22 protein-coding genes, 2 tRNA genes and 2 pseudogenes are annotated in these 22,932 nt (G+C 53.0%); 8 read left to right on the top strand and 18 right to left on the bottom strand.

Annotated features, from left to right (window positions below; genetic code table 11):
• Positions 1–38 precede the first annotated feature (38 nt).
• Both GO007_RS15835 and drpB read right to left on the bottom strand, forming a co-directional pair.
• A complete protein-coding gene (locus GO007_RS15835) occupies positions 39–734 on the bottom strand; it encodes a phosphohydrolase (protein ID WP_095101513.1) in 696 nt (231 codons plus the stop codon).
• A 42-nt stretch (positions 735–776) separates the two neighbouring features.
• Positions 777–1,058, bottom strand: coding sequence for a cell division protein DrpB (drpB, locus tag GO007_RS15830; RefSeq protein ID WP_095101511.1), 282 nt, complete (start codon positions 1,056–1,058; stop codon positions 777–779).
• 568 nt (positions 1,059–1,626) lie between these two features.
• On the opposite strand from drpB, the gene GO007_RS15825 reads away from it, so the two are divergent.
• Complete coding sequence (locus tag GO007_RS15825) at positions 1,627–2,691, top strand: porin (RefSeq protein WP_095101509.1); 1,065 nt, start codon at positions 1,627–1,629, stop codon at positions 2,689–2,691.
• A 333-nt stretch (positions 2,692–3,024) separates the two neighbouring features.
• On the opposite strand, the gene GO007_RS15820 is transcribed toward GO007_RS15825, so the two are convergent.
• Positions 3,025–3,114, bottom strand: a tRNA-Ser gene (locus GO007_RS15820).
• A 90-nt stretch (positions 3,115–3,204) separates the two neighbouring features.
• Between GO007_RS15820 and mtfA the strand changes: the two genes are divergently transcribed.
• The 4 genes from mtfA to GO007_RS29160 all read left to right on the top strand — a co-directional run bounded on the left by mtfA (position 3,205) and on the right by GO007_RS29160 (position 6,309).
• Positions 3,205–4,005 carry a DgsA anti-repressor MtfA gene (mtfA, locus tag GO007_RS15815; RefSeq protein WP_189339883.1) on the top strand — a complete coding sequence of 267 codons (801 nt, stop codon included), beginning with the start codon at positions 3,205–3,207 and terminating at the stop codon, positions 4,003–4,005.
• Between the two features lie 100 nt (positions 4,006–4,105).
• Positions 4,106–4,181 (top strand) — tRNA-Asn (locus GO007_RS15810).
• Positions 4,182–4,342: 161 nt separating this feature from the next.
• Positions 4,343–5,605 (top strand): tyrosine-type recombinase/integrase, encoded by a 1,263-nt coding sequence (locus GO007_RS15805; RefSeq protein ID WP_095101505.1) that lies wholly within the window; start codon positions 4,343–4,345, stop codon positions 5,603–5,605.
• 596 nt (positions 5,606–6,201) lie between these two features.
• Positions 6,202–6,309, top strand: a complete 108-nt coding sequence (locus tag GO007_RS29160) for a RidA family protein (protein WP_255430896.1) — start codon at positions 6,202–6,204, stop codon at positions 6,307–6,309.
• Positions 6,310–6,526: 217 nt separating this feature from the next.
• Here the strand turns inward: GO007_RS29160 and GO007_RS15795 are convergent, their stop codons facing one another.
• The 4 genes from GO007_RS15795 to licT form a co-directional block, all read right to left on the bottom strand.
• Entirely contained in the window at positions 6,527–8,119 is a 1,593-nt protein-coding gene (locus GO007_RS15795; protein WP_095101501.1) for a carbohydrate porin, read from the bottom strand.
• 195 nt (positions 8,120–8,314) lie between these two features.
• Positions 8,315–10,204, bottom strand: a complete 1,890-nt coding sequence (locus GO007_RS15790; RefSeq protein ID WP_095102262.1) for a beta-glucoside-specific PTS transporter subunit IIABC — start codon at positions 10,202–10,204, stop codon at positions 8,315–8,317.
• Positions 10,205–10,770: 566 nt separating this feature from the next.
• Positions 10,771–12,168 (bottom strand): glycoside hydrolase family 1 protein, encoded by a 1,398-nt coding sequence (locus GO007_RS15785; RefSeq protein WP_095101499.1) that lies wholly within the window; start codon positions 12,166–12,168, stop codon positions 10,771–10,773.
• Positions 12,169–12,195: 27 nt separating this feature from the next.
• Positions 12,196–13,026, bottom strand: coding sequence for a BglG family transcription antiterminator LicT (licT, locus tag GO007_RS15780; RefSeq protein WP_095102260.1), 831 nt, complete (start codon positions 13,024–13,026; stop codon positions 12,196–12,198).
• A 483-nt stretch (positions 13,027–13,509) separates the two neighbouring features.
• On the opposite strand from licT, the gene GO007_RS15775 reads away from it, so the two are divergent.
• Complete coding sequence (locus GO007_RS15775) at positions 13,510–13,719, top strand: hypothetical protein (RefSeq protein WP_095101497.1); 210 nt, start codon at positions 13,510–13,512, stop codon at positions 13,717–13,719.
• An 11-nt stretch (positions 13,720–13,730) separates the two neighbouring features.
• Here GO007_RS15775 and GO007_RS15770 read toward each other — a convergent pair.
• Positions 13,731–14,048 (bottom strand): annotated as a pseudogene (locus GO007_RS15770) (transposase); the annotation flags it as partial.
• A 13-nt stretch (positions 14,049–14,061) separates the two neighbouring features.
• On the opposite strand from GO007_RS15770, the gene GO007_RS15765 reads away from it, so the two are divergent.
• Complete coding sequence (locus GO007_RS15765) at positions 14,062–14,316, top strand: PhnD/SsuA/transferrin family substrate-binding protein (protein WP_463351418.1); 255 nt, start codon at positions 14,062–14,064, stop codon at positions 14,314–14,316.
• 239 nt (positions 14,317–14,555) lie between these two features.
• Here GO007_RS15765 and GO007_RS28960 read toward each other — a convergent pair whose 3' ends face one another.
• Both GO007_RS28960 and GO007_RS15760 read right to left on the bottom strand, forming a co-directional pair.
• Positions 14,556–14,846, bottom strand: coding sequence for a hypothetical protein (locus GO007_RS28960; protein ID WP_189339891.1), 291 nt, complete (start codon positions 14,844–14,846; stop codon positions 14,556–14,558).
• Positions 14,776–14,978, bottom strand: a pseudogene (locus tag GO007_RS15760) (integrase core domain-containing protein); the annotation flags it as partial. The gene GO007_RS28960 and the pseudogene GO007_RS15760, both read right to left, overlap by 71 nt.
• Positions 14,979–15,220: 242 nt before the next feature.
• Here GO007_RS15760 and GO007_RS15755 point away from each other — a divergent pair.
• Positions 15,221–15,409, top strand: coding sequence for a hypothetical protein (locus tag GO007_RS15755; protein WP_223261785.1), 189 nt, complete (start codon positions 15,221–15,223; stop codon positions 15,407–15,409).
• A 62-nt stretch (positions 15,410–15,471) separates the two neighbouring features.
• Here GO007_RS15755 and GO007_RS15750 read toward each other — a convergent pair whose 3' ends face one another.
• From GO007_RS15750 to GO007_RS15715, 8 genes are read right to left on the bottom strand one after another with little or no spacing between them, the layout of a single operon-like run.
• Positions 15,472–17,142 carry an AMP-binding protein gene (locus GO007_RS15750; RefSeq protein ID WP_095101493.1) on the bottom strand — a complete coding sequence of 557 codons (1,671 nt, stop codon included), beginning with the start codon at positions 17,140–17,142 and terminating at the stop codon, positions 15,472–15,474.
• On the bottom strand, positions 17,123–18,388 hold the full coding sequence (locus tag GO007_RS15745) for an MSMEG_0569 family flavin-dependent oxidoreductase (RefSeq protein WP_095101491.1): 1,266 nt from the start codon (positions 18,386–18,388) through the stop codon (positions 17,123–17,125). Before GO007_RS15745 ends, GO007_RS15750 begins: the two co-directional genes overlap by 20 nt.
• A 17-nt stretch (positions 18,389–18,405) precedes the next feature.
• Entirely contained in the window at positions 18,406–18,696 is a 291-nt protein-coding gene (locus GO007_RS15740) for an MSMEG_0570 family nitrogen starvation response protein (protein ID WP_011154627.1), read from the bottom strand.
• Between the two features lie 11 nt (positions 18,697–18,707).
• The gene (locus tag GO007_RS15735; protein ID WP_095101489.1) at positions 18,708–19,670 is read right to left on the bottom strand and encodes a sll0787 family AIR synthase-like protein; all 963 of its coding nucleotides are present in this window, start codon (positions 19,668–19,670) and stop codon (positions 18,708–18,710) included.
• Positions 19,667–20,230 (bottom strand): MSMEG_0567/Sll0786 family nitrogen starvation N-acetyltransferase, encoded by a 564-nt coding sequence (locus tag GO007_RS15730; protein WP_095101487.1) that lies wholly within the window; start codon positions 20,228–20,230, stop codon positions 19,667–19,669. Before GO007_RS15730 ends, GO007_RS15735 begins: the two co-directional genes overlap by 4 nt.
• A gap of 10 nt (positions 20,231–20,240) precedes the next feature.
• Positions 20,241–21,350 carry an MSMEG_0568 family radical SAM protein gene (locus GO007_RS15725; protein ID WP_095101485.1) on the bottom strand — a complete coding sequence of 370 codons (1,110 nt, stop codon included), beginning with the start codon at positions 21,348–21,350 and terminating at the stop codon, positions 20,241–20,243.
• On the bottom strand, positions 21,310–22,314 hold the full coding sequence (locus GO007_RS15720; protein WP_223261784.1) for a Nit6803 family nitrilase: 1,005 nt from the start codon (positions 22,312–22,314) through the stop codon (positions 21,310–21,312). The genes GO007_RS15725 and GO007_RS15720 overlap by 41 nt, the downstream gene beginning before the upstream one ends.
• Before the next feature lie 10 nt (positions 22,315–22,324).
• The gene (locus tag GO007_RS15715; protein ID WP_095101483.1) at positions 22,325–22,807 is read right to left on the bottom strand and encodes an MSMEG_0572/Sll0783 family nitrogen starvation response protein; all 483 of its coding nucleotides are present in this window, start codon (positions 22,805–22,807) and stop codon (positions 22,325–22,327) included.
• Between the last annotated feature and the right edge of the window lie 125 nt (positions 22,808–22,932).

The raw sequence follows: 22,932 nt of genomic DNA, 5'->3' as shown, positions 1-22,932 counted from the left end.
GGGGATGTTGAGCACAGATATCCATAGCACAGGCAGTTTTAAGCCTGTGGGTCAAAGCGACGCAAAACCGCTTCATCCAGCGCGATGGGGTCGCCCTGCAGCTCCGAACTGAGCTTCGCCATAAACTGCACGAGGAAGCGGGCGTTGTGTTCCGCCATCGCTCTCCCTTCATCGGTTTGCATCGTTTTTGGCAGCCTCAGCAGCTTGCACTGAAAATGGTCCAGCGCATAGGTACGATCGTCCAGCTTACGCCTGTCGGCAAAAGGATCGTCAGCATCAAACAGGATATTATTCAGCGCGCCGGAAACCGCGAAAACGCGTGCCAGGCCAATCGCCCCCAGGGACTCAAGCCGGTCGGCATCCTGGACAATCTTCGCCTCTTCGCTCAGGGGAGGAATACCGGCGCTGAAGCTATGCGCCTCGATGGCGTGCAGCACGGCCGGATAGCGGTCGACGGGAAAATCGGCAAATGACGACTGCAGAATGCTCTGCGTCTTTTTCGCCGCCATCACCGATGAGCGGCTGCGTTCGGGGTGGTTTTTCGCCAGGCTCACAATGTCATGAAAGTAGCAGGCGGTCAGGATCACCAAACGGTCAACCTGCCGGTTGGCGGCCAGCCGTTGAGCAGTGCTCCACACGCGACGAAAATGTGAGATGTCGTGAGCGGAGTCGCCCTGCGAGTGATGGCCTATCAGCCAGGTTTCAAATCGTTGCTGCCAGTCAACCAGTTCCATGCGCTTTCCTTTGAGAGAAGGTAGGCTGCGATCATAGCAACTTTAATCCTGATGTTCATATCTCCTGCCATCAGGCCGCGTATACCATGCGATAGCCCCAAGGATTAACCCGACGATACCCAGGACAAGAAAACCCAGCAGCGCGCCCAGCCATTTACCCGTCGTCGAACCCAGATCCCCGTCAATACCCACTCCGGGAATGCTTTGAATGTGCCCGACGACCCACCAGTAGCGCGCCATTGCCCACAGGAAATAACCGCAGAAGGCGTAAAAAGCCCATAGCGCCAGCTTCCCGCCGAGACTCCGTTTCGCTTTCTCTTCCATTTAACCGCTCTCCTTCCTCAGTAACGAAACGTCACTTGCAATAAAAATGTGATTTTAGTCACATTATACAGCGAAGTTTGCCATCAGGCATCCGCAACGTCCGGGGATTTTCATCGACGAATCGATGCCTCCTGCGCCGCCTCTCGCCTGCTCCCGATAGATAATATGTCCTACACTCCCCCCGCTATATTATTTCCCTGAACAACCGATTTTATATTCCTCCGTTAGCGGTTATTTTCCGAAATTCCCGATCGTAGAAGAAGGATATTTATCGCCAGAACATACCTGAGACGCTAAACCATAAACACCATAAATTTTATAACGAGCATGAATTCACAACCATCATCAATAATTCATTGTTATAAAAGACAATAAACCAAAATAATAGCTCACTTGCAACCTATAGAATATTAATATAAAGAACCAAAATGAAACATTTTGTAATATTACATATAATTTACTTACATTTTTAATTTAAATAAAAATGAACCTTCGCAGATAGTATTTATTTTGCATCGAGCACGACTCTTTGACATTCACATTAATTATAAATAAAAGGGAATATATAATGAAAAGAAAAGTACTGGCAATTCTGGTGCCGTCCTTATTAATTTCTGGGGCCGCTAGCGCAGCGGAAATCTATAATAAGAGCGGTAATAAAGTCGATTTCTACGGCAAAATGGTCGGCGAGCATATTATGACCGATACCGACGAAGGCAATCGCAACTCTGAAGATACCTCCTATGCGCGGTTCGGCGTTAAGGGTGAAACGCAGATCAACAGCGACCTGACCGGCTACGGTCAGTTTGAGTACAATATGAAAGCTAACCGGCCAGAAGGCGACCAGGGCAGCGCGACCCGTCTGGCATTTGCCGGTTTAAAATACGCCAACTACGGTTCATTTGATTATGGCCGTAACTACGGGGCGGTATACGACGCAGCGGGCTACACCGATATGCTGGTTGAGTGGGGCGGCGACGGTCTGGTGCATACCGATAACTTTATGACCGGCCGTGCCAACGGCGTTGCTACATATCGCAATACTGACTTTTTTGGCCTGTCCGATGGGCTGAACTTTGCTCTCCAGTACCAGGGTAAAAATACCAACCGCGATCGTCTGAAAGCAAACGGCGACGGTTACAGCATGTCCGTTGACTACAGCCTCGACGGATTTGGTTTTGCCGCCGCCTACGGTAATTCCGACCGTACTGACGAACAGGCTGCCGACGGCAAAGGCGAAACGGCGGAAGTCTGGAGCATCGCGGCGAAGTATGATGCCAATAGCCTGTATACGGCCGTTATGTATGCCGAATCACGCAATATGCTCCCGATGGAAAATAGCATTATCGCCAATAAAACGCAGAGCGTTGAAGCCGTCGTTCAGTACCAGCTCGATTTCGGTCTGCGCCCTTCCCTGGGCTACGTCTTCGCGAAAGGTCAGGATCTCGGCAACAACAGGCACGGCAATGCAGAGATCATGAACTATGTTGAGCTGGGTACCTGGTACTACTTCAACAAAAACTTCAACGTCTACACCGCCTATAAATTCAATCTTCTCGATGAGGAAGACAGCATTGTCACCGGTGCGGCGACTGACAATCAGTTCGCGGTCGGTATCAACTATCAGTTCTGATGCTATTTCACCAACCTAAGCCCGCCTCGTGCGGGCTTTTTTGTTAGCGGCTGACCGATACCAGATTCAGAGATAACCTAAGGCGCAATCGCCGGCAGTGGCTCATTTTTAAATGGGCGCAACCACAGGCTGCATCACACGACTTAGCTCACAAAATGAAGGAGATACTGGCAAACTGCTACCTTGAGCAATCGCTAAGTGATAGCTTATGAGGGCGTGAGAAGCGTTCAATCCCGTCCAGCGAGAGCCGGCATCAGATGGCATACGTAACGGTATACTGAACAACAGGAATTTAATTAAAGGATTTCGAATCAGATAGATGGAAAGGTGAAGTGGCGGAGAGAGGGGGATTTGAACCCCCGGTAGAGTTGCCCCTACTCTAGTTTTCGAGACTAGTCCGTTCAGCCGCTCCGGCATCTCTCCGCTGTTGAGGTTGCTATAATGCCAGGTTCTTTGGCATTTTAATAGTTCCTGTCTCTTTAATTATGTTCAAGTGACGACTTTGCGAGCAATGTGATGTTTAAATGGCCCTGGAAAGCAAATGAAGAGTCCGACAGTGCGGGAATTCCGTGGGAACAGGCGCTTGCCATTCCTGTTTTAGCCAACCTGTCCACACAGGAGCAGCAGCAGCTTGTGCAGATGGCGGCGCGCTTTCTGCAGCAAAAACGCCTGGTTGCCCTACAGGGGCTGGAGCTGAGTCCGCTACAAAGCGCGCGCATCGCGATGCTGTTTTGCCTGCCGGTTCTCGAGCTCGGTATTGAGTGGCTGGACGGTTTCCACGAGGTGCTTATCTACCCTGCCCCGTTCGTCGTTGATGATGAGTGGGAAGATGACATTGGCCTGGTGCATAACCAGCGGGTCGTGCAATCAGGACAAAGCTGGCAGCAGGGGCCCATTATTCTTAACTGGCTGGATATTCAGGACTCTTTCGACGCATCTGGTTTTAACCTCGTAGTACACGAAGTGGCGCACAAGCTTGATACCCGTAACGGCGATCGCGCCAGCGGCGTACCGCTAATACCCTTACGCGAGGTTGCCGGCTGGGAACACGATCTCCATGCGGCCATGAACAACATTCAGGATGAGATTGACCTGGTCGGCGAGAGCGCCGCCAGTATTGATGCCTACGCCGCAACCGACCCGGCGGAGTGTTTTGCCGTCCTGTCAGAATATTTCTTTAGCGCACCAGAATTCTTCGCCCCACGTTTTCCGGCGCTTTGGCAACGTTTCTGCCACTTTTACCGCCAGGACCCGCTGCAAAGATTACGTGATAATGAAGAGCAGGACGCGGACGACACGCGAATTGTGCACTAAAACAACGAGCTGAGCTAAATTTAGCCATCTGAATCAGCTAGTTAAATTTAGTATTGACACAAAAATGCGGGGCCAGTAGTATGCGCCTCGTTCAAACGATTCCTCTGTAGTTCAGTCGGTAGAACGGCGGACTGTTAATCCGTATGTCACTGGTTCGAGTCCAGTCAGAGGAGCCAAATTCTAGTTTTTATGCATCTCGGCGAGTCTCTGTATGTTTTTGATTCAATGAGTTAGCGTAAAAATCTTTCCCGATGCATATCTGTTTATCTCTCCGCATCCGGGAATATTGGTGGTCTGATTTGGGGTCATTTCAGTTCGATAATGGAGTGACCACCATATGTCCCTGTCCGACGCGAAAATTCGTAGTATCAAGCCATCTGATAAGCCCTTTAAACTGACCGATTCTCATGGTCTGTATCTGTTTGTCAATCCGGGCGGTTCACGCCTCTGGTATCTAAAATATCGCTTCAACCGAAAAGAATCCCGTATCGCTTTAGGTGCCTATCCGCAGGTCTCGCTTTCCGATGCCCGCCGGCAGCGCGACGGTATCCGTAAACTGCTGGCGCAGAATATCAATCCCGCGCAACAACGCATGACTGAAAAAGCTGCCGCGTCACCGGAAAAATGCTTTGAGGCCGTTGCACTGGCGTGGCACAAAACCAACAAAAAGTGGTCGGCTGACTATGCAGAGCGCATCCTTGCCAGTATGAAAAATCATATCTTTCCGGCAATTGGTCATCTGCCCGTCACTCTGCTGAAAACGCAGCATTTCACGGCGTTACTGAAAGTTATCGAGGATAAAGGCTTTCTGGAAGTCGCGTCCCGAACCCGGCAGCAACTCTGCAAGATCATGCGTTACGCCGTGCAGCAGGGACTGACCGAAAACAATCCGGCGCTGCATCTGGAGGGCGTCACCGCGCCGCCGGTTAAAAATCACTATCCCGCCCTGCCACTGGAACGGTTACCTGAACTGCTGCAGCGTATCGGCGACTATCAGCAAGGGCGGCAACTGACAAGGCTGGCGGTGGTGCTGACTCTCCACCTGTTTATTCGTTCCAGCGAACTGCGCTTTGCCCGCTGGAGCGAGATTGATTTCAGACATAAAATCTGGACCATTCCCGCCACACGGAAAACGATTGAGAAAGTCCGCTTCTCCGGTCGTGGTGCAAAAATGCGCACTCCGCATATCGTGCCGCTTTCCCGACAGGCGATTGCCATTCTGAAACAGATACAGGAGATATCCGGTCACCTTGAGCTGATGTTTCCCGGCGACCATAACCCGTATAAGCCGATGAGCGAAAATACCGTTAACCGGGCACTGCGCTTAATGGGCTATGACACCAAAGCGGATGTCTGCGGACATGGCTTCCGGGCAATGGCATGCAGCGCACTGGTTGAATCTGAACTCTGGTCACGGGATGCCGTGGAGAGACAGATGAGCCATAAGGAACGCAACAGTGTTCGGGCGGCGTATATCCACCGTGCTGAACATATCGATGCCCGTAAAGCCATGATGCAGTGGTGGTCGGATTATCTGGATTCTGGCCGCGAAGGGTACATTGCGCCGTATATTTATGCGCGGCAGCATAAGGTGGCCTGAGTCAGCAACAGTGTAATTTGTTGACAGCAAAAAGCAGTTCCCGGTTGCTCAGGGGCTGCTTTCTGATTTTACCCATTATGAGCGCCACCCCAGCGGACAACGATGTGCCGCCCGTGCCACATGCATCCACAAAGCAGAACATTGGGATTCTCGTCATGTTATGATCCCTGCGCGATCAGATCACCCGAATGATTGTGGGAAAGCGTTCATCCCATCATATATTTACATGTAATATCATCGTTTTTAGCATACAAAATTTGCACAATTTATTATATTTCATGAAGTTAAATAAGCTACGAAGGGAGATGGAATACCGGAGTGAAAGCGTAGGTAATTTTCTAATACCAATATTTCTTTTTGCGTTTCAGAACATGGACTGTTCTTTTTTTGATTAATGGCGTGAAGGCTCTATTAACCCAAGAGGTCGAACTCATGACACATTTTAAAAAGTCTTGTTGCCTCATCGCATATGGCGAGAAAAGCCAGGTCTGGTATAAAAATCAAGCCTGTCAATCACTGAAAAATATTGAGGGAATTCTAAAAAAAGTCATGCATCGCTGGATACTGTAATTAAAACCACCTGTTTTCTTACCGATATGTCCCACTTTCCACAGTTCAATGAGGTCTATAAAAAATTTTTTAATGGTAAAAACCCACCCGCGAGATCCTGCATAGCCGTCGCCGGCCTGCCAAAAGAGGCTTAAGTGGAAATAGAGATAATAGTCTATATACCATAAAGGTGATAAATTTTACCTTAGCGATATTCTGGTGCAATATTTTATAAACACTAAAAATATCCACCCTGCCTGATGTATAATGGGGATAGTTATCTTTCTGCGTTGATGGCGTCACTATCCATCAACGCAGCTTATTAATGGCAGACAGTGTCAGTAGAATAACTCCCACTCTCTGCTGTACAAGTCAGAAAAGCACCTCGACCTGCGCACCAAAACTTATCTGATAATTTTTATCGTCATTAAATCTCTGATGATCAATCTCGTTTTCCAGCGCTTTCAGATAAGTACTATAGAGACGTAACTCGGGGCGGGAGTTGAGGATACTGGTATCCACTTTATATACCTGCGCCAATGTCACCTTATAGCCAGACTCATTCAACGAGGTGTTATTGGTACGATTTTCCTGTGTAAACCAGCCTAGTTCCAGGGCGGTCTGCATGTTTTTGTTCCAGATCCATGACGGGCGAATTACCGCGCGTGCGGTTTTAAAATCAGTATGCGCGCCGGTATAGGGTGAATACAGATCGTAACCACGGCCATATACCAATGCATGTGCCATGATGATTTTCTCTCCCAAATAAACCTCTCCTTGATCCACCAGTCGCCACCCGATTCCACCACGGTGAATACCATAGTAAGAACTATTGAAATCAAAATCAGGATTGGCGCTAGAGATATTCATAAACTGGCTAGCCAGAGAGTTGTTGGCTATCTGCAGTGTTAACTCATTTGCCCCTTCCAGTACCGGGGTACGTAAAATCGCCTGCCCGAGCCAGGAGGATTTCACCTGATAATAGTCATTATCCGCCTGTGCTTTTTTCTGTTCATTCGTCTGGTTGGCGAAGGCATATTTCGCTCCCAGTTCCAGAGTTGAATGTTCGGTTACTGGCAGGTTTTTATAACGAACTTCTGCAATATTAATGTTCACCTGTGTCGTATCGTTGCATGCGGAAGAGCCTGACGCGCAAACCGTACTGTAGTTATCTACATCATTACGCGTCAGCGCCATGCTGAGTGCGCCAACCGGTAGCTTCCAGTTTTCTATCCCTACGCCAGCACCTGATGAAGTCCGGTTGCTTTTCCAGTCCAGAAGCTGAATTTCATACTGAGGCAGCGTATGTTTACCCACCCATACTGAGGCTTCAGGAGCAAACGGCAGCAGCCCATTCCCTTCCACGTAGAGCTTACTGAGTTTGCCCATTCCACCGCCCGACATTCCTTTCTCAAATGACTCATTGCTCTGCGTGAGCCCCAGATCACCTTCGAATTGCACGTTTGCCCAGACGGATTTATCCCCGTCACGCCATGCCCGTTTTTTTAACGCCAGGTTATACCAGCCATCATATTCGTTACCAAAACGCCCCAGCGACCCCACTCCCCATGATTTAGGCCCGCCGTTGGTGGTAGTCGCCCAACCGGAACGGAAATAACCGGAATATTTAAAGCCGCTGTCATCCTGTACGTACTGGCTGATCCTTTTCAACGTCCCGGGAGACAATTCCGGTTCTGCAGTTGGCACTATAGCCGCAGTCTGCGTCGTCGCAACCGATCGAGGCGCAGTAGATATTGTGGATGCGGCAACAGCATGCTGCTGCGCTTTCTCTCTTTCTTCGTACATTTGTAGTTTCTGCTGTGTTGCGTGCAACTGAGCTTCCATCACCTCCATACGCTGCTCGATAGTTAATTTTTGCGTCTTCGCCTGCCCACCGGCTGCGTAACACGTCAATAATGCTACCGTAATTATGGTTTTTTTATAGATCTGGTTCTTAACCTTCATTATTTCCCCTCGATATTGAATCCCCTTAAAACAAAAAGACCCGCAACCGGCGGATAATAATCCGTCAGTTGCAGGTCTCGCCTGAATTAAATCAGTTACGTCCTGTGGGGTAGAGCAATTATGCATTAATATAGTCAAAACAGGCCATGACAATAATCATGGCCTGCGATCTCTATTATTCCGCAATCAGCAAATTTACCGCAACAGCGACATCACTGCATCTCCAGATAGTATGTGAGTCCTGTCGCTGATTTGTAACCCATCCCAGGTTTCACTATTGGTAATGATAACCGGCGTTACGATGTCATAGCCTGCCTGTTTTATCTCATCTAGATCGAATATCAACAGGAGCTGGCCCTTTATCACTTCATCGCCCTCTTTTACCTGCATATCGAAATATTGCCCATCAAGCTGAACGGTATTAATCCCGACATGAATTAATATCTCCGCCCCCGCCGTTGAACGAATGCCAATGGCATGACCGCTGGCGAAAGTGCTTGCAATGACCCCATCCACCGGGGAATAAATTCGCCCTTCGTCCGGAAGAATGGCCAGGCCGGGTCCAACAATCCCTGCTGAAAAAACCTTATCGTCGACCTCTGCTAGCGGGACAAGGGTGCCTGCAACCGGGGCAGTAATCTGCTCGGCAACAGCCGAAACCGCTTTTGCAGCCGGGGTTTTGCGTGACATGGCGCGATTTTCCCCAGGCACACTTTCTGCAACGACTGGCGGTGCGACGGGATCATCGAACCCTACCACTAATGTCAGAGCCAGACTGCCAATAAAGGCGATGCTACAGCCGATAATGAAGCCAACAAAACCTTCACCATAGAAAATTGGCAGAGTCAGCAACCCCGGCATGCCCAGTGAAATAGCCGAGCTTTTGGCATAACCCACCACTGCGCCACCCAATGCTGCAGCAATCACCGCGCAGATAAAGGGTTTTTTAAGCTTCAACGTCACACCGTAAACCCCCGGTTCGGTAATGCCGAACAATGAAGCAATAAATGTACTCCCCGCCAGAGCTTTCAGTTTTTTGTCTCTGGTACGCAGCATGACTGCAAGTAATGCCCCGGCTTGCGCAAAAACAGACGGGCTGGAAGCGGCTTTAAGAAAGCTGTGTCCCATCACGGAAATATCGTTGATAAAGACTGTCACAAAACCCCAGTGCACACCGAAGATCACCAGTACCTGCCACGCTGCGGCCATCAGCGCACTGGCAATAATCGGGTTAAAGCTATAAATCGACACAAAGAGAGAGGCGACAAATTGGCTGATTGAAATGCCAACGGGCCCGATAGTCATTAGTGTCAGAGGGACCATCAACGTCAGCAAGAAGAACGGCGTCAGAATATTGCGCACACTTTCATGAATATACCGGTTCAAAAAACGCTCGATTATCGACATCAGCCAGATGCTGAAGATTACCGGGATCACCGTACCGGTATATTTCATCATGACGACCGGCAGGCCAAAGAACGTCACCGGCTGACCTGCATCGAATAACCCCTGAACGCTGGGGTAGATGAGTGCCCCTGCGATAGAAACGGCTACAAATATATTGGTTTCAAACTTTCGCGCCGACGTTATTGCCAGCAACATCGGCAGGAAATAAAACATACTGTCAGATGCTGCATGCAAAATAATATAAGTACTCTCTTTATTACCCAGCCATCCTGCGGCAAGTACAATAGCCAGGGCCCCCTTCAGCACCCCCGCAGCCGCCATCGCACCTAATAGCGGCGTGAAGATCCCTGCAACTAAGTCAATTAACCGCCCCAGTAATGAGGCTTTATTTTTCTCCTCATGCTGAACCGGTTGTTTTTTACCGTCATCCAGTAGGCTGGATATCTCGCCAAACGCGCGAAAAACTTCCGGAACGCGGTTGCCAATCACCACCTGTAACTGACCAGACCCATTAACCACAGCGATGACGCCGTCCAGCATTTCGAGTTCTGCCAGATTCACTTTACTGTTATCGACAATTTTGAAACGCAGGCGCGTCGCGCAATGCACGAGCGTTGCAACATTACTCTCTCCACCCACCCGTTGCAGAATATCCTCTGCCAGTACTTTGCTATTCATAATGAGACATCCCGTTTCACAAACGACAGTAATAATCAGGCCACCCTTTGTATTGCCCATCTCTGCTGGCCAGCAGGAAAAAAAGCAAAAAAAAACCTGGATAAAGCAGTGTGCAAACACACTGCTTTATCCAGGTCTCGCCCAGAAATTATCTGGTTACGTCCTTAGCTGATAACTACTTTTAACAAGTTCTGTTGAAAATTACCACTGCAACTGACTAATTTGTGAAACTTATCACTAAATTTTATCGCCGAGAAAATCAGAAAGCAGAACAGAGATAAATCAGGCCCTGTTGATTAATATCAGGTATGTCGATTCGGAACATTATTATTCCAACCCAGCTCTGTCTCCCCGTTTTTGACGTCTTTTATCAGCCCAGGAGATGCTTTTTATTACTGATAGCTAAAACTTCCGACATGATTAATCAGGCCACAGGTATTCCTCCTTCACGGAAGGAGAACATAAAAAGGAACAAAAAAGCCACAGGAGACGGTATAGATGATGTTGGGGTTGTCAAATCTATACCGCGATAAAAAACGGTTTGTTCCTCTTGCTGCGACTGGATATTAATCAGCCAGATTTGCGCCATTAGTGTGGATCACATCACGATACCAAAAGAAACTCTTCTTCCGTCGGCGTTCCAGTGTTCCGTTCCCGTCATCGTCACGATCGACATAGATAAAACCATAACGTTTCGACATCTGCGCAGTCCCGGCGCTTACTAGGTCAATTGGCCCCCAACTGGTATAACCCAGCAACTCCACGCCATCTTCTATCGCCTCTCTGGCCTGCACAAGGTGAGCCTTCAAATACTTAATGCGGTAATCATCCTCAATTGAGCCGTCTGCAGCGGGTATATCTTTTGCCCCTAGCCCATTCTCCACGATAAACAATGGCTTCTGAAAACGATCGTGCAATTCATTAAGCAGGAAGCGCAGCCCCTGTGGATCGATTTGCCATCCCCATTCGGAACTCTCAAGATATGGGTTAGGGATCATCCGGGTAATATTCGCACGAGGGCTCTGATATAATTCCGGCTGCGCGGCAGCGCATCCACTCATATAATAACTGAAAGAGATAAAATCGACCGTTTCTTTAAGATCCTGCAAATCCTGTGCTGTCATGGTCAACTCAATATTATTATCGCGAAAAAATCGCTTAATCCAGGCTGGATACGCGCCACGGGCCTGTACATCACCAAAGAAAAGCCAGTCTCGATTAACACGTTGTGACTTCAGTACATCATCCGGTTTGCAGGTAACAGGATAACGTATTGCCCCCAACAGCATACTGCCGATTCTGGCATCCGGGATGATCTCATGGCAGGCTTTAACTGCGCGCGCACTGGCGACCAGTTGATGATGGATAGCCTGATAAATTTCCTGATGACTTCGTTCTCCTGTCAGCCCGACGCCAGTAAATGGCGCATGCAATGCCATATTAATTTCATTAAAAGTGAGCCAGTATTTCACTTTTTCCCGATAGCGGGTGAAGACTGTACGCGCATAACGCTCGAACAACTCAATCACTGCCCGACTGCCCCAGCCATCGTAGTGTTTGACCAACCCGTAAGGCATTTCGTAGTGGGAAAGCGTGATCAGCGGTTGGATCCCATAATGCGCCATTTCATCAAACAGACGTTCATAAAAGGCTAGCCCTTCTTCATTTGGTTCGCCATCGTCACCATTCGGATAAATACGCGCCCAGGCAATTGAGGTGCGTAAAACTTTGAAGCCCATTTCGGCAAACAACTTAATATCTTCAGGATATCGGTGATAAAAATCGATTGCGACATCCTTGATACAGTCGTTGGTGCCATCGCGTTCAACGACATTGCCATGTATCCCCTGTGGCTGCAGGTCTGAAGTCGAAATACCTTTTCCGCCTTCATTCCATGCACCTTCAATCTGGTTTGCGGCCATCGCGCCACCCCACAGAAAACCTTCCGGAAATCTCATTTGCATTACTGTTTTCTCCTTATATTGCTGCTGTTAACCACCGCTCAGACGATTAATATGGATAGTCAAAAACATTACTTCATCGGTGGTGAGCTGGCATTGATAATTCCTTTCCACATAGCCATGAATTTTCATCGCGCAAGCATAGGCAGCGGGCATCATATCGGTAATCCCTTTATAAATACTTTCATCACCATGTTCGATGGTATTACGGTTCATCAGACGCAGTGCGAAGAATTTAAGATGGGTAATAAAGCGCTGATAATCCAGAGATTCTTCGTCATAGGTCAGGTTCAAATCGTATTTCAGGATCGTCAGTACATCCTTAATGATGGTGGCACTTTGCATCGTGCTTTGCATATCACTGCTATTTCTGGCATTCGCCAGATGCAGGGCAATAAATCCAGCTTCATCTTCCGGAAGTCTGATATTTAGTCTGCTCTCAATAAGTTGTAATGCCTCAAGTCCAACAGAATACTCCTGGGCATAAAAACGTTTAATATCCCACAGGAGAAAATTCTTTATCGCCAGCCCACTATTTTGCCGCTGAATGGAAAAATTGATGTGATCGCTTAATGAGAGAAACAAAGTATCCTGCACAGTAATAACCAGTCGCTGTTGCGCCAAGTTAATGATCTGCTGCGTGACGGCCAGATACGCCGGCGGAATTTCCGACAATAATTGCGAAAGAACATCAGCCAGACCTTCTGATTTTTTGATAAACTGACTCTCAATCTGGCTATTGTCGATCACATCTCCCGCTTTTTTGCCAAAACCAATACCCCGCCCAATTGCCACAATCTCTTCTTGCTTAGAGTTGGAGAGCAGGACAGCGTTGTTGCTGAGTATTTTTTCTACTTTCATTTCAGCCATCTCACTGTTTAATTCTGGGACCCTTTCTGACGAAGGCATACCAAAAAAAGCAAAAAAAAACCTGATTCCATTGTTGCCGGATAATGCAACAATGGAACCAGGTTTCGCTCAGGTCATTCTGATTACGTCCTGAGCATCCTTATAACGAATCACTGCATACAGCTCAAGTGCTTGTAGTGGAAAGTGTGACGATAATCATGGTTGGTTTGGCTACCGATGAAAAGCCGCGGTACATCGAAGGCAGGGAAAGGTGCCTGCCCCATCAGGCGGCGCCAGCAAAAAGTACAGGTGGGATCATCATCAATGCTTTCCTCATGTCGCGGACAGGGAGCATCGCTCCCCTTAGATGGCAACCCCATAGCCCTCTTGCAGAGAGACAGGAACATACTAGGATAGATTGTTGTCATTTGTATGTCATGAAAATGACATTTAATAATGTGTTGTAAGAGACATTGCAATGACAAGGGTTAGATTATGACAGTGATAAAAGCTGTGAATATTGAACAAACGTATGAACTACTCAACTCTAATCAGCACGAAGAAATAGAGCTTGATTTTGATACAGATACTGATGACTTTTTAAATATCGCAATCACCTATGGCGACAGAGGCGAAAAAACCAAAAAAAAGGCCGGTTTGTTATTAAACTCAAAAAAAAGTAACCCTTTAAATAATTCTGTGTAACTGCCACCACGTCAAAGGTGATCGCTCAGGCGGTCACCGAACTCGATAATAAAGCGGCTCATCGCCAGTTCGGGAGCGGCATACTCCATTTTTTCGATGCAACCTTGATTGCCAGGTAAATAACTTTTCGTACCGAGTCATCCGTCGGGAACACCTTGCGCTTCTTGATAGCTACGCGGATCACGCTGTTCAGGCATTCGTGGTGTAGATAGATTTTCGGATGTCAGGCGGATAGCCGAAGAACGTATTGAGGTTTTCCCAGTACGCACGCCAGCTTTTACTGATTGTGGGTATTTATCGTCCCAGGCATCCGCGAATGCATCCAGCGCCGTTTCAGCGGTCATAACACGCCATGTTCGCATACTGACTTACAGCGATCCTGCCCCGATGCCTCTGCTGGTGGCAAGTGAGAGCGTGGAAGTGGAAGCCATTAACGCTTTACGCAATGCGTTTCTGTCTTTGAATATGCGGCAGGATGCCGTATTTTTACAGGTACTGGCGCTACAAGGCTTTATTGCTCCGCCTTCCGATGCCTGGAAAATTGTCAATGGCCGGGCACAAATCTCATTCGTGCGAGGCTATGGAACGTTGCAATAAAAATAAAATATATCCTGAAAGTTGTCGCGATTAAAACAGATACAGTTAATCAAGATTACTCGATAAATCAGGTAACTAACGAAACTTTCGCCTCATACACGCTTGTTCAACTGTCCATGTCATCCTCCCGGTAAGGGCATCTATCGCGACACTCAGGTGACATATCCTGATGTTTCCTTCGCGATACTGTCCACCTCATAACTTGCATGCTATCTATTTTTAATTAAAAACAATCTTATTCACTTATCGACATTTTGCGACAAACCGATTTCAGGACTATGTTCAGGTTGAATAGTTCTTTCCAAATAGGTTGATAATAATATAAACGTTTTAGCCGATGTCACCCCTTGCAATTTATATAATTTGGCGATGAGCCCTTCTAATGCTCTTGCATCTGTTGTCCTTACTTTCATAATTGGATTTGACTCTTTATATCCAGACGCTTTTTCTATCTTATGGTTACGATAACTTTCTGCGTATATATTCCCGTGGTGAGCGGTATCCCAGGGCACTGTGCGGATGATGTTCATTGTAATGGCTGAACGCCACTGCCAGATTTATCAACGCCATCTGGCTGTCCGCTTTTGGCATGATGCTGTGTAGTCCCGCTTTATCGTCTTCACGAAGCTTTCCGCGATGCCGTTACTTTCCGGGCTACGCACCCTTCGATTAAGGATAGCGTTGCATCGACCTGTTGAACTCACAGCACTAAGCGGACATTCGAACTTTTCCCTGGCCCGGACATCTGAACTTAGCTTTGATATACAATGTAGTAAATAAATTGAGATGTCCGTCTCTCTGACCACAAATGACATGTCCGCGCTACAGTCTCACCTCAGCGATCACAGCTTTCTTTCAATATCGCAGGCGACGTCCTCGATCCCGGTTTAAAACGGAGAAGCTGATGCCGTTTCTGGGGCAATCTCTGTTACATGCGCTGCTGATCCTGCTCGGAGTCACGCTGATCTGCTATCTGCTGCTTTTTATGCTACCCGCCGACCTGGCACGCCAGATCGCCTGGCGCAGCGCCACGCCGGAAGTGGTCGAAAACATCCGCCATCAGCTGGGGCTGGGCAGCCGTCGTTCAGCGTGACGCTCCCGATCCGTTTCGATCTCCGAGAGGTGCGCAGGTGAGGCTCAAGGCGCCTGCCGCTCCTAAGCCAGTATGCGGCGCATCACCTTCCCGGAGAAGGTTTTAGGCAGTGCCGAGGTGATGTGGATGCGCCGCGGCACGGCGAAGCGACCGCATCTCGCCACCAGCCGGGCGCAAATGTTTTTTTTGAGCGCGGCCTGCTGCGCAGGATCGGCGATATCGGTGACCACAAACAGCGCCACCATTTCCCCCAGCAGGTAGTGCGCCGTCCCGGCGGCAACCACCTCGACAACCCCCTCAAGCCCCATCAGGGCATTTTCTATCTCTGCGGTGGCGATGCGCTTGCCGCCGATATTCATCACGTCATCCATCCGCCCCTGGATAATAATCCGCTCACCAACCCTTATCGCGCAATCGTGGGTAGCATAGCGCCACTGTCGCTGCCGATACGACCAGTAGTACTGGTCGTGCTGGATATCATTCTGCCACAACGTCGACATCCCGCCCGGGCCAAGCGTACTGTTAATCACCAGCATGCCCGTCTCTCCCGGCGCGCAGGTTTTCCCGCTGGCGGGATGAACCACCTCAGCCGCGCGCGTGAACACCGGCGAGAGCGCTCTACCGGAGCCGGCCAGCAGCGGCCAGCCGGATTCGGTCTGCCAGTAATGGTTCTCGCAGGGCACCCTCAGCTGTGCGGCCACCCACTCATCGGTGGCGTTATCCAGCGGCTCGCCGGCGAGATAGAGCGTGCGCAGCGAGGTCAGATCGGCGCGCGGCTTACCCTGCCGCCGGGCCATGCGGATCGCCCCGGCAATGGTCAGCATCCGGGTGATGCCGAGGGTTTCCACCATCTGCCACCAGTATTCTCCCGGCGAGTTAACCTCGCAGAGCACCGTCGTCAGCCCCGCCAGCAGCGGCCCATAGATCCCGTAGCTGTGCCCGGTCACCCAGCCGGCGTCGGCGGTAGTAAAGAAAATCTCGTCGTCCCGCAGCCGAAAGAGATGTGCAAGGCTGGCCAGCAGCGCCACGGCGTAACCGCCCGTGTCGCGGACGATCCCTTTCGGCGTTCCTGTAGTCCCCGACGTAAACAGCAGATGCGAAGGCGCGGAGGCCGCAAGCCAGGTACAGGGCACGACGCTGCCACGATGTCGTGCCAACAGCTCGCCAAACGCCCGGCTGTGCGTATCTACCACCCGCAGTCCGGCCATCCGCCCGGCGATAACGGGCAGTTCCTTACGGCCTCGCTGCTCGCGGCTATGCAACAGCAGCACCGGCTGGCTGACGGCGATGCGCTGCATCAGAGCCTCATCGGTGACAGCGGAATAGAGCACGACATGCACCGCGCCAATACGCGCGCACGCCAGCATAGCGACGGCCACCAGCGGCGTCATCGGCAGGGCGATGAGTACCCGGTCCCCCGGCTTCACGCCCCAGCTTTGCATCATGCTGCTGAGGGTATTCACCTGCTGCCAAAGCTCGCGATAGCTAAGCCGGTGCGTTTGCCCGAGATAGTCGCGATGAATAATTGCGCACTTCTCCCCCTTCTCTGCTAAATGGCGGTCCAGGGCGTTGAAGCAGAGACTGGTGCGCCCGCCCGTAAACCAGCGGCAGCGCGGGCTGCCGTCAAGGCTTTCCACCACCTCGGTAAAATCCGTTTCCCAGTAAAGCCGCGCGGACTCTTCCCGCCAGAAGTCGCGCAGAAAGGGATCGTGCTCACTCTGCACTGTTCGCATCGACGGCCTCCTGCGCGGCGATATGCCCGGCGCTGCGCGCGATGATCTCCGCCTGCCACAGAGCGTCATCGCCTACGCCTTCGAAACGCCCCGACCCCCAGGTCCAGAGCCAGGGCAACCCAAGGAAATAGAGGCCCGCCTCAACCGAGACACCGCGCTGATGGCGCGGATAGCCTTTCTCATCGAACGCCGGGACCTCGATCCAGCTGAAGTCGGTATGGAAGCCGACCGCCCAGATAATGGCCGAGATCGCCGCCAGATCGATCGGCTCAGCAGGCCCATCGGGTTGCCACGGCGCCTGGTAGCGGGCTTCGACCGGGGCATCAATGCCCTGCCGGGCAATCCACGCATCGATGCTGTCTTTAATTTTTTGCGCGGTGGCATCAGCGCCATCAAGGTTGGCCCGCAGGTCGTCAGCGGTGTGCAGTTTGCCATCGGCATACGCCAGCAAACGCCCGTGCAGACGCATTCCCTGGAGCGCAAACGCGCGTAAATCAATATCGCGCCCGCCGTCGCGCCCGGTCACATAGTGATTGGTTTTGCGCCGGGCCTCCTCGCCCTGCGGATGATCCTCCACCGTCAGGCGGTAGTGGCCCATATCTTCAAGCCAGTCCACCACGTCGCGGCCACGATAAAAACGCGCCACCCGCGGCGCGCTGCCGACGCATAAATGCACCTGGCGTCCCGCGAGGTGTAAATCTTCGGCGATTTGCGCGCCGGACTGCGCCGAGCCCACCACCAGCACCTCCCCTTCCGGCAGCTGCTGCGCGGATTTGTAGTGGGCGGAATGGATCTGCACGATGCGCTCGGGAAGCCGGGCGGCAAGCTCCGGAAAGCGCGGGTGATGGTAGTTCCCCACGGCGACCACCACCTGGTCGGCCTGCAGCTCGCCGAGGGAAGTAAACAGCGTAAACCCGCTGTCGCGCTTCACTACCCGCTGGACGTTGACCCCTTCGCGCAGTGGGGCGTTGAAGCTCCGGGCGTAGCGTTCGATATAGGCCACAATGTCGTCCCGCAGCATAAAGCCGTGGGGATCGTCGCCGTCATAAGGAAAGCCGGGAAGTTTGCATTGCCAGTTTGGCGTCACCAGGCAGAAGTTATCCCAGCGCTGCTCCCGCCAGGCCCAGGCCAGACGATGGCGTTCCAGCACAATATGACGGATGTTTTTTTGCGTCAGGCTCCAGCTCATGGCAAGACCGGCCTGACCGCCGCCAATAATGACGACAGGATAGGAGTTCGTATTCATCGTTTTCTCGGTTAAGGTCAGGCTGTAATGGGGGTGATTTTTTCTACCGTAACTCTCTGCTCCGGGCTGAACTGCGCCGCCTTTTGCACAATCGCCGCCGATTGATCCTGCGCACTGGAGCAGTAATAGCCAAACTTCGCTTTGACCCTTTCGCTCGCCTCATCCAGCGCGCGCGTGGTCACCTGCACAAACTCGTTCAGCGCGTAGGGATGGTTAACCAACAGGTATTTCTCAATCGCCGTCGATGGCGAATAACAGGTTTCTTTGCTGCCGTCAGGCCAGCACACCACAAAATGCATTGCAGGCATTATCTGTTCCTCTATTGGTGAGTTATGCCGGTAAACGCCTGTTGCGTCAGATCCCAGTAACACGCGCGCTGCTCCCGGTAGCGCAGGAGCAGCTTTTGCTCGCGGGTAAAATGCCCCGCCGCGGCGCAGGCGATACCGCAGGCGGCAAAGCGCTGCGCCACCTCGTGGCAGCGCGCCTCGTCCACCGCCAGCAGAAAGCCGAAGCTGGGAAAGGCGCACAGCCACTGCTCCAGGTCGATATCCGGCGGGATCGGGATCTGCTCAAGCGTTACCTCAGCGCCGAGGCCGCAGCTCTCCAGCATCATCGTCAGCGTCCCGGCAAGCCCCGCCTGGCTGATATCCTTCGCGGCGCAGAGGCTCCCCTCGGCGGCCAGCTCCGGCAGCAGCGCGAGAGCCCGGCGCAGTTCGGCGGGATCCGCACGGGTCGCCGCGTCCCAGTTATTTCCCGGCGGGTGCCACCTCCCCTGCAGGTTGATGGCGACCATCAGCGTCTGCCCGGCCTGCGCTGCGCTGCTGCTGAGCGGACTGGCCGTTTCGCCGAGCACCGCTACGGCCAGCTGCGACCACTCGCTGCGCAGGTTGGTATGTCCGCCGACGATTGGCACCTGATAGGCGCGCGAGGCCGCGGCCATCCCCTGTAAGATCTGCGCCGCGTGCGGCTGCGCCTCGTCCCACAGCGCGTTGACCACCGCCAGCGGGCGCCCGCCCATCGCGGCGATATCGCTCAGGTTGACCATCACCCCGCACCAGCCCGCAAACCACGGGTCTTCTTCCACAAAGCGGTTGATAAATCCCTCTATCGCCAGCAGCTTGTAGCCGCTGCCGTCCGGGATCAGCGCGCAGTCATCGCCGTTGGGACACGGATTGGGCCAGGCGTCGCGCAGCACGCGCGCCACCTGCTGGATGTCGCGCTTGTGCGCGATGCCGCTAAAGGCGTGTAACCGCGCGATCAGCGCCGGCAGGCTCGGATTCATACGCGCCCCCCCGTCAGAAAAGCCGCGGCGTCAGCGGTTCGCGGAGGGCGCGAGGTCGGGATCACCATCCCGCTCCGGGGATCGTCGCAGGGCGGGTAAAACGCTAAATCGGCCTGCATCCGGGCATGCCTGACGCCGCGCAGCTCAAGCCACTCCAGGGTTTGCCAGCGCATGCGGCGAAATAGCGGTTCGTTCTGATGCTGAACCTGGGCATAAAACGCCTCGCAGCCCAGGGCATGCGCACTGCATACCGCGAGGCGGATCAGCATCGGCCCCAACTGCCCCTGGCGGCGATATGCAGCGTCCACCGCCAGCCGCGACCCCAGCCAGACTCCCGGCGACTGCTGATGGATGCGCACCGTGCCTACCACCCGGTCGTGCCAGCCGGCCAAGCAGCCCAGCGCCACCAGCAGGTGGGCGTGATTATCGATCTCATCGCGATCGTCATCGGCGAACAGCCCCTGCTCGCGGCAAAAAACCTGCCGCCGCAGCGCATAGGCTTGTTCGCGCTCCCACGGCAGCGTGACCCATTTAATGGTATATCCGGCATATTCATTCATCGCTCGCTCCTTAGGCCGTGGCCTGTTCAAAGCTGGAGAGCGACGAACAGGCGCCGCAGCGGCCGCAGCCAGCTTTGATATCGCTGGAGCGCAAATGCGCCTGGTTCAGCATCTGGCCCAGAGGTTGCAAAATCGAGGACATAAACCGGCTGTCCGGTGCCGGATGGTGCTCCAGCGGCGTACCGCTGATCGGCACAAAGGGCACGACGAACGGATAGACGCCCAGATCAATCAGCGTTTGCGATAGCGACAGAATGGCCTCCGGCGTGTCCCCCAGGCCGGCAAGAATATAGGTGCTGACCTGCCCGCGCCCGAAGACCGCCACCGCGTCGGCGAAGGCCTCAAGGTACTGCTCGACGCTGACCTGCGCCTTGCCCGGCATAATGCGCGCACGTACCTCCGGCGTTACCGCCTCCAGGTGCATCCCCAACGCATCGATACCGGCCTCTTTCATCCGCGTAAACCATTTGGCGTCCCCCGGCGGTTCGCATTGCCCCTGCAACGGCAGGTCCACCGCGGCTTTGATGGCGAGGGCGCTTTCCACCAGAATGCGCGCGCCGCGGTCACTGCCCGACGGCGTACCGGTGGTCATCACCATGTGTTTTACCCCGTCCAGCTCCACCGCCGCCCTCGCGACTTCGGCCAGCTGCTCCGGCGTTTTACGGGCAATGGTGCGCCCGGCGGCCAGCGACTGGCCGATGCCGCAGAACTGGCACGCCTTCGCCCGGTTCTCATAGCGAATACAGGTCTGTAGGATGGTGGTCGCCAGGACGTCCGTGCCGTGCAGGGTGGCAATGTGTGAATAGGGGATCCCGTCCGCCGTTTGCCGATCATAAAACCTGGGTTTGCTGGCGAAGCTAATCTCCCGCACCGGGATGGCGTTGTTAAACAGCCGGGCGGCGCCGGACGCCTCGTGCTTCACCTGCCACGGCGAGCGATGGGCGGCGTGGGTGTATATCGGCACCATCACCGTCACGCCGTCAATGTTCATCGCCTGATGATCCGATGGCCCGGCGCCGCCGTGGCGGCTGACGTGCTCCTGCTGCGGGTTAATCACGTTAACCCCCTGAGTCAGCAGCTCAGTAATCAGCTGCTGGCGCGTGGACGGTATGTTCTGCATCGCGACCTCCTCCGGTTTCGGGTTCTGTTTCACGCGTCACGACATAGCGGGCCGGCGTGTTATCCAGCCGCAGGCTAAGCAATTCCGGGCGGGCGTAGTGGCCGACCGAATCCATCATCCGTTTGCGTTTGGTAATCAGCGCCATATCCAAATCGGCAACCAGTATTCCTTCGCCCTGGGTCAGCGGCGGCGCCAGATGACGGCCCTCCGGCGAGATGATAGCGGTGTGGCAACCGCCCCGCAGCCCCTTCTGCAGGTGGGGATCCTGGGTCAGTTCAGCAATCTGCTCTTCGCTCAGCCAGCCGGTGGCATTGATGACAAAGCAGCCGGACTCCAGCGCATGGTGGCGAATTGTGACCTCCATCTGCTCGGCGAAAATGGGGCCGACCAGCGAGCCGGGAAACTGGCTGCAGTGGATCTCTTCGTGTTGCGTCATCAGGCTATAGCGCGCCAGCGGGTTGTAGTGTTCCCAGCACGCCAGGGCGCCCACCCGCCCGACGGCGGTATCCACCACCCTCAGCCCGGCGCCGTCTCCCTGCCCCCAGATCATACGTTCATGGTAGGTCGGCGTGATTTTGCGCCGCTTGAGCACCAGTTCGCCGCTGGCATCGAAAACCAGCTGGGTATTGTAGAGCGTACCGCGATCGCGTTCGTTTACCCCCAGGACGACCACGATGCCGCGCAGACGCGCGCGCTCACCGACGGCGCAGGTGATCGGCCCCGGCACCACGACGGCCTGTTCATACAGCTTGAGATGGGCGGCTCCCGCGCTGATCGCCGGGGTAATAAACGAGAAGTAGGGGTAGTAGGGGACAAACGTCTCCGGAAAAACGATGATCTCCGCTCCCTGCTCTGCAGCCTCGTCGATTGCCTCCAGAACCCGGGCCAGCGTCCTGCTGGCCTCATGAAGGTCCGGTGCAATCTGGGCTGCTGCCGCGCGGATAATGCGTGATTCAGCCATCATGCGCCTCCGTTTACATCGTCCAGGTGTCGATGATGACTGCGTTATCCCGCACGTGGAGCAGTTTGAGATCGAGTACATCCAGCGGGTTGATGGGGCGAATGCCTTCCAGCAGGGAGGGTTCGCCGTGGCCGTACAGCGCCTGCAGGGCAAAGCGGCAGGCGTAGACTTTCCCGCCTTCGGACATAAACTTCTTCAGTTGATTGGCGTAGTTCTGATGGCCCGGGAAAGCTTCGGCGCCGAGGGTGGGGAACCCGCGCTGCACACCGAGCATCACCCCCGGGCCGTACAGCAGGATGGAGGTGGCGAAACCTTTGCGCTGCAGACGAGTCGCCTGCAGCATATTGACGAAGCCGATCGAACCTTCGAAAGCGACGGTATGGAATGTTACCAGCGCTTTCTGCCCCGGCTCGGCTTTTACGTCCTCAAAGACTTTCTCTTCATAATCGACCAGGAAATCACCGGTCTGGTGGGCTGGTAATGTGACTTTTGGCATAGCGCTCTTCTCCCGATAGTTATAGGGGGAGTGTCTCTCCCCGTTATGGCACATCCGCAGGTGATGCCATGGGAGTAGAGCAAGCGCCGTGCCAGAGGACGCTCGCGGTGATGCAATCAATGACC

Origin of the sequence: Klebsiella sp. 10-1 (genome assembly GCF_009758445.1) — a bacterium.
Classification (GTDB): domain Bacteria; phylum Pseudomonadota; class Gammaproteobacteria; order Enterobacterales; family Enterobacteriaceae; genus Klebsiella; species Klebsiella scottii.
This window is presented reverse-complemented; position numbering and strand designations above follow the sequence as displayed.